Annotated in this window: 6 protein-coding genes and 2 tRNA genes; 3 read left to right on the top strand and 5 right to left on the bottom strand. The window is 41.9% G+C overall.

Annotated elements, in window-relative coordinates:
- Nucleotides 1–243 (top strand): transposase (locus C233_RS23080; protein WP_018669479.1); only part of this gene is annotated, 243 nt, incomplete at its 5' end.
- Between the two features lie 135 nt (nt 244–378).
- Here the strand turns inward: C233_RS23080 and C233_RS0121090 are convergent.
- The 5 genes from C233_RS0121090 to C233_RS0121070 all read right to left on the bottom strand — a co-directional run bounded on the left by C233_RS0121090 (nt 379) and on the right by C233_RS0121070 (nt 7784).
- Nucleotides 379–452: transfer RNA gene (locus tag C233_RS0121090), tRNA-Arg, on the bottom strand.
- A 19-nt stretch (nt 453–471) separates the two neighbouring features.
- Nucleotides 472–545: transfer RNA gene (locus C233_RS0121085), tRNA-Arg, on the bottom strand.
- A 74-nt stretch (nt 546–619) separates the two neighbouring features.
- The gene (locus tag C233_RS0121080; RefSeq protein WP_026314958.1) at nt 620–2917 is read right to left on the bottom strand and encodes a patatin-like phospholipase family protein; all 2298 of its coding nucleotides are present in this window, start codon (nt 2915–2917) and stop codon (nt 620–622) included.
- A gap of 177 nt (nt 2918–3094) precedes the next feature.
- Nucleotides 3095–5143 carry a molecular chaperone HtpG gene (gene htpG, locus C233_RS0121075; protein ID WP_018669477.1) on the bottom strand — a complete coding sequence of 683 codons (2049 nt, stop codon included), beginning with the start codon at nt 5141–5143 and terminating at the stop codon, nt 3095–3097.
- Nucleotides 5144–5258: 115 nt separating this feature from the next.
- Complete coding sequence (locus C233_RS0121070; protein WP_025069235.1) at nt 5259–7784, bottom strand: ATP-dependent Clp protease ATP-binding subunit; 2526 nt, start codon at nt 7782–7784, stop codon at nt 5259–5261.
- Between the two features lie 302 nt (nt 7785–8086).
- Between C233_RS0121070 and gyrA the strand changes: the two genes are divergently transcribed.
- Both gyrA and C233_RS0121060 read left to right on the top strand, forming a co-directional pair.
- Nucleotides 8087–10612, top strand: a complete 2526-nt coding sequence (gene gyrA / locus C233_RS0121065; RefSeq protein WP_026314957.1) for a DNA gyrase subunit A — start codon at nt 8087–8089, stop codon at nt 10610–10612.
- 31 nt (nt 10613–10643) lie between these two features.
- Nucleotides 10644–11858 carry a tetratricopeptide repeat protein gene (locus tag C233_RS0121060; protein ID WP_206514150.1) on the top strand — a complete coding sequence of 405 codons (1215 nt, stop codon included), beginning with the start codon at nt 10644–10646 and terminating at the stop codon, nt 11856–11858.
- The last annotated feature ends 348 nt before the right edge of the window (nt 11859–12206 follow it).

The raw sequence follows: 12206 nt of genomic DNA, 5'->3' as shown, positions 1-12206 counted from the left end.
ACCGCTCTGACAAGACTTGCCAGATGGTATGACGAGGTTGAAAAGTCCGGTTTTCTTGCGTTCGGAAGGGTGGTACGTTCCATACAGACACATTATCTGGAAATCGTCAACTTTTTCGACAGGCGTTCCACCAATGCAGCTTCAGAATCGTTCAATGCCAAAATCAAGGAGTTCAGAACGCAGTTCAGAGGAGTAAAGGACAGGGCTTTCTTTCTATTCAGACTAACAAAAATTTATGCTTAATCAATGAATTCCTCAGATTTTTACGTTGACCCGATTTCAGACTTGAGCCACGTTGACCCGTTTTTACGTTGACCCTAAACATTCCCCAAACAGAAATAAACAAAAAACCTCTGCAATAATTGCAGAGGCTCTTCGTGATCGCGACAGGATTCAAACCTGTAACCGGCTGATCCGTAGTCAGCTACTCTATTCAGTTGAGCTACGCGACCCTTATTATCAACAAAAGTGTGACCGCGACAGGATTCAAACCTGTAACCGGCTGATCCGTAGTCAGCTACTCTATTCAGTTGAGCTACGCGGCCTTTTGTTTAACGGGTGCAAAGATACGTACTTTTTCCGAATTAGCAAATGATAGGCAAACTTTTTTTGAGGAAAATTACTCGACAAAACGATAGTTGAATAGCTGCCAACCGAGTGTCAATCCCACATTCCACTCCTTTTTCGGTGAGCTATAATGATTTACATATGCCGATATCGCCCCGAAAGGCAATTGGCATATCACGGAGATTTCTCCCATGTACTCAAAGCGTGAAAATGCTTTTCCGTAATAAGCTTTGTTCAAAGCATTTTTTTCAATAGGAAATATCGGCATGAAACCATAAAATTCAGAACGGAATTGAAACATATCATTGAAAACAAAAATCGGCTTAATACCCGCTGCCAAAAATTGATTGGCACGGAATGCTTCATTATACATCAATTTACTGTGAGGAGTCGGAGAAAAGTCCGCGGCTTGTAACATCGTTGCCGTATAATTCTCCGAAAAATTCTTCGATGAATACAACATCTCCGCCATCCACCCCAATGTAAATTTGGGGCTCATGGTGTGGTAGGCGTATTTCATATAAGAAATCTGTAGCCAGGACTGCCGTTCTTTAGTCGTAACGCTCGTCTCGGTGGGATTTCCCGGTATGAATTTTTCTTTTCCGGTAAAGACTTGTGCCACCAACTTCTCAAAATAGCCTTTCGTAGTATACTGGCGTGCATTCAATGTGCTGCCATAAAAGCCGATAGCCCCTCCCAAAAGCTTATAAGTGCTCTTGTCGGAACGGTCTTTATCGAAGTTTATCACACTGGACTGGAAATAATTGTCCTGAAGCTTTCCATACCCGATACTTATTTCCGCCCGTTTGTTGGCTAAAAAAGGCAAAGCTACCATTAGTTTAACAAAACGTTCGTCCTTAGAGTTGAAAGACGGTTTATCGTTTTTAGAAAAGAGCTTGTCTTTTTTATAGTAATCGAATGTACTTAAAGATGCAATAAGGCGGTATGAGGTCGGAATACGGGTAGGGAGGTCTATCTTCGCCATAAATTGCGCATTGTTATATATCTTGCCAATCTGGCCGTCAAGGGTTATTTCCTTGGGGTAGTAATTCAGGTTCTGATAGCCCAATCCCAAATAAATCTGATTGGAGCTGGTCGTTGAGACGCTTCCGCCCATGCGCACGGAGAAATTATCTTCCATTTTGACCTTCAGGTGCAGTGAATACAGGTCGTTCTCGGAATCATAAACCGCATGGGGGATAATCTCTGATATCATGTTATCGGCTAACAGGCGAAAATAACCGCGTTTCAAGTCTTCGTATGTAAACACCTCATCGTCCTCATCATGAAACTCTTTTTTGATATATGCCTGCTGTTGTGGGTTAGCTCCCTCTATATATATGTCCCTAAAGCGGAACTGAGGTAAATTACTGCGATATACCAGCCGCCTTAAACGTACATTTTCGGCATTTATCCTCCGATGAATACGGCTCTTTATAGAATCCATTAAGCTGATAGTCCGGTTGTAACCAATATCGTGCAACTCCTGCAAGCGGTCGAAGTCCAGCAGGCTTACATCATTATATTTGAATGTCATAACGATACCCAAGGAATCCGGGAGGGTATAGTCGGTCTTTTGCATAATCATGTTTTCGAGCTGGCTCATCAAGTCGTTCTCTTTCGGTTTACTGGGGTTGGCGGCTACTACGCTGCCGATAATAACCCCCGGCTGAAAGTCCTCGCGCATAATGTCCGTCGGGAAATTATTGTAAATACCGCCGTCATAAGCCAAGACACTGTCAATCTCTATCGGCTTGAAAACAAATGGAAAACTCATTGAGGCACGTACTGCATCTCCCAAATCTCCCTTACGCATAATCAATGGCTTTTTGTTATATACATCGGAGGCTATACAGCGGAAAGGAACAAACAGGCGGTTAAAATCGCCGTTGCACGCTGCCGTAGCACGCGCAAATAATTCCACGAAAACCAAATTCATCTGAATAGGGTTTACCATGCTTGTAGGAAGTATCTGGGGTTTGATATGCAGCGAATCCTTAAAAGAGAAACGAATGTTGAAAAACTCCGGAGTAGGCCGGTTCTTCTTAAAATAGTATCCATACTCGGGTTCTACTTGCCCCGAATACCAGCGCTTGAAATCGTCGGAACGCAACAGTGCCTCCATATCGTCCGGGGAGTAACCCATAGCATAGAGGGAGCCTATAATAGCTCCCATGGAAGTGCCTGTAATATAGTCGATAGGAATGTTATTTTCCTCTAAGGCACGGATAATACCGATATGCGTCATACCTTTCGCACCGCCGCCACTCAAAACAAGTCCGACTTTCTGCGCTTGCACAAACGGCAGAAGGGATAAGCAGACCGATAAAAACAAAAGAAATCTTTTCATGAATACGGTTTCGAGTGAAATATACTAATTTATTCAATGTTCAAATATAGGCAATAGTTTCCAAAAACTTCGTATCCAACGGAAAAAAACATATTCATCATCAGAAAACGGACGAAAAAAGGGCATTACAACCTATACAAGTTGCAATGCCCTATATAATAGAAATCTAAAGGGGCTTTATTTAATCAGGTCGATGCTTCTCTTAACAAAGTTATTCAAAGCTTCGCCCTTCAACATGCCGTTCTGAAGCAACGCCAAATCTATCAGTTGACGGACAACCTTGTTCTGGGCAGCATAGTTGGCAAACAGATTTTCTTTCTGAGTTTTCAACTCTTCCCATTTCTTATCCAAATCGTTCACTTCATCTTTTTCAGCAGTAGGGATTTCTTCATCTTTTTTGCCTTCCTGCTTCTTTTTCAATTCATTGCGGCGGTTGTTGATATCATCCATTTCTTTCTGTATCGGAGCAATAGCGGCCGTACATTTCTTGTCTTCATCAGCCAAAATCTCTTTTACCAGCTTATGGTCGGCATTCAATACCAGGTTGAACATATCCGGCATTTCACCGTAGAAGCTCATTCCTGCCTGTATATTAGCCATTTCCTTCATACGGCGCATATACTCGCTTTGGGTAATCATAACCGGTGAAACGTTTTCACCCAAAGCCTGTGCCATGACATTGAACTCTGCCTTTTCTATCCGCGGTAACTGGCTCTTAAAGATTGCAGAAAGGGCTTCCTGTTTGCCGGCATCCAATACTTCGTTCTTCTTGTCCTCTTTAATTATCAGGTTATCGACGACATCACTGTCTACACGGGTAAAGCGTACTTTTTCGAACTTCTGCTCCAGCATGCTCACCATAGCGACATCGAGCTGCCCGTCCATTAACAATACATTATATCCTTTGTTCTTGGCAGCCTCGATATAGCTGTACTGCTCGTCCTTATTGTTGGCATACAGATAAATCAAATTGCCGTCTTTGTCCGTCTGATTGTCCTTTATCAAGGTCTTATACTCTTCAAAAGTATAATGTTTGTCGTCGGTGTCGGTAAGGAGTGCAAAATCTTTTGCCCTATCATAGAAATCCTCCTGCGTAAGCATTCCGTAGTTGATAAAGATTTTCAGGTCGTTCCATTTTTCCTCGAACTGCTTGCGGTCGTTCTTGAATATGGATTGCAGGCGGTCGGATACTTTCTTCGTTATATAGGTAGATATCTTCTTTACATTAGAATCGCTCTGCAGATAAGAACGGGACACATTCAACGGGATATCCGGCGAATCGAGTACACCGTGCAGCAAGGTCAAAAAGTCCGGAACAATGCCTTCTACAGAATCCGTTACATATACCTGGTTGCAATAAAGCTGGATTTTGTTCTTATTCAATTCTATATTGCTCTTTACCTTGGGGAAGTACAATATACCTGTAAGGTGGAACGGATAATCCACATTCAAATGTATCCAGAACAACGGTTCATCAGACATCGGATAAAGATTGCGATAGAACTTTTTGTAATCCTCGTCCTTCAATTCACTGGGTTTCAATGTCCACAGGGGATTCGCGTCATTGATAATATTATCTTCGGCTGTTTCAACCTGCTTACCGTCTTTCCACTCTTTCTTCTTGCCAAATGCAACAGGAATAGGAAGGAAGCTACAATATTTCTTCAAAAGAGAGGATATACGTGCTTCTTCGAGGAATTCCTTGCAGTCATCGTCTATATAAAGAACGATGTCCGTACCGCGTTCTGCTTTGTCGGTATCTTCAATTGTAAACTCGGGACTACCGTCACAAGTCCATTTCACGGCTTTAGCACCGTCCTGATATGATTTGGTGATTATTTCAACTTTCTTGGCTACCATGAAAGCCGAATAGAAACCAAGCCCGAAATGGCCGATAATGGCATTTGCATCATTCTTGTATTTCTCCAGGAAATCATTTGCTCCCGAAAATGCAATCTGATTGATATACTTATCTATCTCTTCTGCTGTAAGACCGATACCGTGGTCAGATACGGTTATCGTATCCTTACCCAAAGATACGTGCACAGTCAAATCACCGACCTCACCTTTAAACTCGCCAATGGAAGCCAGTGTCTTAAGTTTCTGTGTGGCATCGACTGCATTAGAAACTAACTCACGAAGAAATATTTCATGATCGCTATACAAGAACTTTTTGATAACGGGGAAAATATTCTCTGTAGTTACCCCAATATTTCCTTTTTGCATACTAAGTTTATATTTTTAGATTTATATTTTTATTGTTTTGGCAAACAGAACACAAAAAAAATGCCAGTTCCGATGAACTGACATTTTGACTGTTTTTATTCTGCAAAAAGAGCTATTACGCTTTGGCGATATCCAACTCTTCTTTTTCCTTATTTACGGAAACGGTAACCGTATCACCCGGCTGAAGTCCGGCAGATACAATCAGTTCCGAAAGCCCGTCTTCCAGATAGTTCTGAATGGCACGTTTCAGAGGGCGTGCACCGAATTGCACGTCATAGCCTTTCGTAGCAAGAAATCTCTTGGCTTCATCGTCTACAACCAGTTTATAGCCAATTGTTTCGACACGTTCATAGAGTCCTTTCAACTCGATATCTACAATCTTTGTAATAGCATCCAATGAAAGTTGGTCAAACGTTATGATTTCATCCAGACGGTTCAGAAATTCGGGAGCAAAGGTTTTATTCAATGCCTTTTGAATTACGCTGCGCGAATACTCGTTATCATCAGTACGGGCTTGTGCAGCAAAGCCTACACCTCGACCGAACTCTTTTAACTGGCGTGTACCGATATTGGAAGTCATAATGATAACCGTGTTTTTAAAGTCAATAGTTCTGCCATAATTGTCAGTTAAGCGTCCTTCATCCAATACTTGTAACAAAATATTGAATACGTCCGGATGCGCCTTTTCAATCTCGTCCAGCAAAACTATGGAGTAAGGTTTCCGGCGTACCTTTTCGGTTAACTGCCCGCCTTCTTCATAACCAACATATCCGGGAGCTGCACCAATCATGCGCGACACGGTATATTTTTCCATATACTCGCTCATATCGATACGTATCAACGCATCGCTGGAACCGAACATGTATTTTGCCAACTGCTTAGCCAGATGCGTTTTACCTACACCGGTAGGGCCGAGAAACATAAAAGTTCCGATAGGACGGTTAGGGTCTTTCAGACCTACACGGCTGCGCAAAATAGCTTTCGTAAGTTTTTCAATCGCAGCATCCTGGGCCACAACCTTAGCCTGCAATTCTTCTTTCATACCTGCCAGTTTAAGACCTTCCGCCTGAGCCATACGCTGTACCGGCACACCGGACATCATCGATATGACATTGGCTATTTCTTCCTCGCCAACAGTCTGACGGTCGTCCTTGAGGCGGGCTTCCCATTCCGTTTTCATTTCATCCAAATGAACGGAAAGTTCTTTCTCCCTATCCCGATAACTGGCAGCCAGCTCAAAATTCTGTGATTTCACAGCTTCAGCTTTCAAAATACGCGCATCTTCTATCAACTTTTCCTGTTCTTCAATCTCTTTCGGAACATTGATATTTATCAGATGCACACGAGAACCGGCTTCGTCCAAGGCATCGATAGCTTTATCCGGAAAGTTACGGTCGGTAATGTAACGGTCTGACAACTTGACACATGCCTCCAGCGCTTCATCCGTATAACTTACATTATGATGGTCTTCATATTTTTCCTTTATATTTCTTAATATCTGAAGCGTTTCCTCCGGAGTAGTGGGCTCTACAATCACTTTCTGGAAACGACGTTCCAAAGCACCGTCTTTCTCAATATTCTTTCTATATTCGTCAAGAGTCGTAGCGCCGATACATTGTATCTCACCACGAGCCAAAGCGGGTTTCAACATATTGGCCGCATCCATAGAGCCTGCAGCCGCACCTGCCCCCACAATAGTATGAATCTCGTCTATAAACAGAATTACGTTCGGATTCTTTTGCAGCTCATTGATAATAGAACGGATACGTTCCTCAAACTGTCCGCGATATTTGGTTCCGGCTACAACGGAAGCCATATCGAGCATTACAACCCGTTTCTCAAACAAAATACGGGATACTTTCTTTTGGACAATACGCAATGCCAATCCCTCTACAATAGCAGATTTACCGACACCCGGCTCGCCAATCAACACCGGATTGTTTTTCTTACGACGGCTCAATATCTGCGCCAGACGCTCTATCTCACGTTCACGACCCACAACGGGGTCGAGCTTTCCTTCTTCTGCAGCGCGTGTCATGTCCATACCGAAATTATCCAGTACCGGAGTATCATTCGAAGGCTTCTTCGATGCCGTCTGCGCCGAAGAAGATGCTCCCATTCCTGCGCTACGTGAAGAGTGGGACATATTCATTTCCTCGTCTTCTTCATCTTCCTCCGAAAATCCCATACCAGCATTAGGATTGGTCGGCTTCATCGAAAGTTGCTCGAATACAGACTGGTAATTCACCTGATTCTCCTCCAAAACAGTGGCAGCCAAATTATCTCCGTCTTTCAATATAGCCAATAACACATGCTCGGCATCGGCAGTCGTACTTTTTAAAAGACGTGCTTCCAATATACACATTTTCAATATCTTGGCAGTCATCGGAGACAATGGTATATCCGCATCCGGCAATAGGGTGTCATCTTCGGCATCCTTCAAGAAGCTTTCAATACGTTTTTTTACTCGCTTCAAATCTATATCGAGTTTCATCAATATCTCAATAGCTTTGCCGCTGCCGTCGCGCAACATGCCGAGTAGGAGATGCTCAGGACCGATATATCTATTCCTCAACCGGTTAGCTTCTTCCTTGCTATAAGTTATAATATCAGAAACTCTTTGTGAAAATTGATTGTTCATACAAATATATTCTCCTCAATTAAAAGGTTATTTACGTACAAAGATACGGTATTTCTCAATATCACGTATCATAAACTGATTTAATAATGTACAAATCCCGTGCCACAAAATTATGCCATACATAAATCCTTATCCATACCTATTATATAATAAAACTGCTATAAAAGCACCTTAGTATTACAAATTATTTATATACACCAGCAACAAAGTTTATGAAGGAAAACTTTTGTATATCGTAAAAAAGCAGTACTTTAGCGTGGTTTTTCACAAACCCGAAAATGTATAATTAATAATCTTTTTAAATGCTTGAACAAGACAGAATTATAAAGATTAACATCGAGGAGGAAATGAAGTCTTCGTACATTGACTACTCTATGTCGGTCATTGTTTCGCGTGCCCTTCCGGATGTTAGAGATGGTTTTAAACCCGTTCACCGAAGAATTCTTTTCGGGATGATGGGATTGGGAAACACGTCAGATAAACCCTATAAAAAATCAGCCAGAGTCGTAGGTGAAGTGTTGGGTAAATATCACCCGCACGGTGACTCATCCGTATATGGAGCCCTCGTCCGTATGGCACAACCTTGGGCCATGCGTTACATGCTTGTAGACGGGCAAGGCAACTACGGTTCCGTAGACGGTGACAGCGCAGCCGCCATGCGTTATACAGAATGTCGCTTGCAGAAGATTGGAGAAGAAATGATGCAGGACCTTGATAAAGAGACTGTTGATATGCAAAGCAACTTCGACGACTCATTGCTGGAACCCACAGTAATGCCTACCCGCATTCCGAACCTTCTTGTAAACGGAGCTTCCGGTATTGCAGTTGGTATGGCTACAAATATGCCGACCCATAATTTATCAGAAGTCATAGATGCCTGTATCGCATATATCGATAACAACGACATCGATATCGAGGAATTGATGACTTACATTAAAGCTCCAGATTTCCCAACAGGCGGCTATATCTACGGCATGAGCGGAGTACGTGAAGCCTATCTGACCGGCCGCGGACGTGTCGTAATGCGCGCTAAGGCAGAAATCGAGACAACCTCCACGCACGACAAGATTGTCGTTACTGAAATCCCTTACGGGGTCAATAAGGCGGAATTAATCAAATCCATTGCCGATTTAGCCAACGAAAAGAAGATAGAAGGAATTTCCAATGCCAATGATGAATCAGACCGTGAAGGTATGCGCATCGTCATTGACGTGAAACGCGACGCCAATGCCAGTGTAGTGTTGAATAAACTCTATAAAATGACATTATTGCAGACATCTTTCGGTGTGAATAATGTAGCATTGGTACACGGACGTCCCCGTTTATTAAATCTGAAAGACCTCATTAAGTACTTCATAGAGCACCGTCACGATGTAGTTATCCGCCGCACACAATATGATTTGCGTAAAGCCAAAGAACGTGCCCATATTTTAGAAGGTTTGATTATCGCATCAGACAACATCGATGAAGTAATCAGAATTATCCGTGCCGCAAAAACTCCGAACGATGCCATAAGCGGTTTAATGGAACGTTTTGAATTAACGGAAATCCAGTCACGCGCTATTGTGGAAATGCGCCTGCGTCAACTAACCGGTCTCATGCAAGACCAGCTTCATGCCGAGTATGAAGAAATCCAGAAACAGATTGCCTATCTGGAAGAAATTCTCGTCAACGATGAGCTCTGCCGTAAGGTTATCAAAGATGAATTAACAGAGATTAAAGACAAATACGGCGATGAACGCCGGTCGGAAATCGTTTATTCATCGGAAGAATTCAACCCGGAAGATTTCTATGCAGACGACGAAATGATTATTACCATTTCCCACATGGGATATATCAAACGTACGCCGTTGAGTGAATTCCGCGCCCAAAACCGCGGTGGGGTAGGTTCTAAGGGAACAGAAACACGCGATGAAGACTTTGTTGAGCATATCTATCCTGCAACGATGCACAACACCATGATGTTCTTTACCCAAAAAGGTAAGTGCTATTGGCTGAAAGTATATGAAATACCCGAAGGAACAAAGAATTCCAAAGGACGTGCTATCCAGAATCTGCTGAATATAGATTCCGATGATGCAGTAAATGCATACCTGCGTGTGAAAAACTTGAACGACCAGGATTTCATCAACAGTCATTACGTACTATTCTGTACAAAGAATGGTGTTATTAAGAAAACGCTACTCGAACAATATTCCCGTCCCCGTCAGAATGGTGTCAATGCCATAACTATTCGTGAGGACGACCGCGTTATCGAAGTACGTATGACAAACGGTAACAACGAAATTATCATTGCCAACCGTAACGGACGCGCCATTCGTTTCCACGAAAATGCCGTACGTGTAATGGGACGTACAGCTACCGGCGTACGCGGTATGACACTCGATGAAGACGGACAGGACGAAGTTGTCGGAATGATTTGCATCAAAGACCCTGAAACAGAAACAATCATGGTTGTATCAGAGCAGGGATATGGCAAACGCTCCGATATCGAAGATTATCGTAAAACCAACCGTGGCGGTAAAGGCGTGAAAACGATGAACATCACTGACAAAACCGGCAAGTTGGTAACAATCAAATCCGTAACAGACGAGAATGACTTGATGATTATCAATAAATCAGGTATCACCATTCGCCTGAAAGTAGCCGATGTCCGTATCATGGGACGCGCTACACAAGGAGTACGGTTGATTAATCTTGAAAAACGTAACGACGAAATCGGTTCCGTATGTAAAGTAACCTCGGAAAACGAAGAGAACATCATCGAAGAAGATGACAATACACCGGAATCCATTCAGGACACAATGAATAATGAAAATGAAGAATAGACATAATATTAATTTAAAATTTTCTACAATCATGAAAAAAGTACTATTTTCAATGGTTTTACTACTTGCCGCAGGCTTCACTTTCGCCCAAGAAAAAGCTGTGAAAGAGGCTAAAAGCATTGCTAACGAAGTGAAACCAAACTTTGACCAAGCAGAGAAACTTATCAATGAAGCCTTGACCAATGCTGAAACCAAGGACAATGCCGAGACATGGGATGTAGCAGGCTTTATTCAAAAGAGAATCAATGAAAAGGAAATGGAGAATGCATATCTGAGAAAACCTTATGATACTCTTAAAGTATATAATAGCGCATTGAACATGTGCAAATACTACTTCAAATGCGATGAGCTTGCACAAATTCCTAATGCAAAAGGTAAAATCAAGAATAAATACAGAAAGTCCAATAGTGCTGCTATGTTGGCTGCACGTCCGAACTTGATTAATGGCGGTATCCAATTCTTCAATTCGGATAAGAACAAAGAAGCTCTCGATTTCTTTGCTACTTATGTAGATATTGCTACTAATCCGATGTTCGAAAAGGAAAATCTGCTTGAAACAGACACTGTATTACCTCAAATCGCTTATTATGCAAGCTTGGCTGCCGCTAAAATGGAAGACTATCCAAGTGTTTTAAAGTATGCTCCGTATGCAAAAGAAGATAAAGAAGTAGGGAAATATGCTATGGAATTTATCTCCACTGCATTAAAGGCACAAGGCGATACTATTAAATGGATTGCTTCTTTAAAAGAAGGTATTCAAAAACATCCGGAACACTCATTCTTCTTCGGTCATCTGATTGATTATTATAGCAATAACAATAAGTTCGATGAAGCCATGCAATTTGCAGACGATATGTTGGCTAAAGACCCTAACAACACATTCTATCTGTATGTAAAAGGCTATCTTTATCACAACATGAAAGATTATGATAAAGCTATCGAATTCTACAAAAAGACTATCGAAGTAGACCCCAACTATGCAGAAGCATATTCTAACTTAGGTTTGATTTACTGCCTGCAAGCTCAAGACTTCTCAGAGAAAGCTACCACTGATGTCAACGACCCGAAATATAAAGAAGACCAAGCTACATTAAAAACTTTCTATGAGAAAGCAAGACCTAATTACGAAAAGGCAAGAGAGTTGAAACCTGACCAGAAAGATTTATGGTTAAACGGTCTGTACAGAGTATACTATAATCTGCAAATGGGACCTGAATTTGATGAAATCGATAAGATGATGCAATAAAAACAGCCAAATTAACCCTTATATAAAAAAAGAGATAACTTGAATTTCAAGTTATCTCTTTTTTTATATAGGGACATTCAGTAAATAATATAAAATCAGCCAACTAATTCATACACAAAATATTGCGAATTAGCTGGCTTTTTTGTATCTTTAGGTATTCCCCCGCAAATAAGGTTTGAAGGCCAAAACGGGGGAAATTCCCCGACTAAGATATGGCTAAGATACAAAATATTTCCGAAATTCACCCAACTTTGGGCTTCACAGAATTTGATGTTCTGGAAAAATACCGCAAAAGTTTTAATGAGAGTGAGCTTGGCAGGCTTCACTCAGTGTTCCCGTTTGAACGCA

The sequence above is a fragment of the Bacteroides gallinarum DSM 18171 = JCM 13658 genome (assembly GCF_000374365.1).
In the GTDB taxonomy this organism is placed as follows: domain Bacteria; phylum Bacteroidota; class Bacteroidia; order Bacteroidales; family Bacteroidaceae; genus Bacteroides; species Bacteroides gallinarum.
This window is presented reverse-complemented; position numbering and strand designations above follow the sequence as displayed.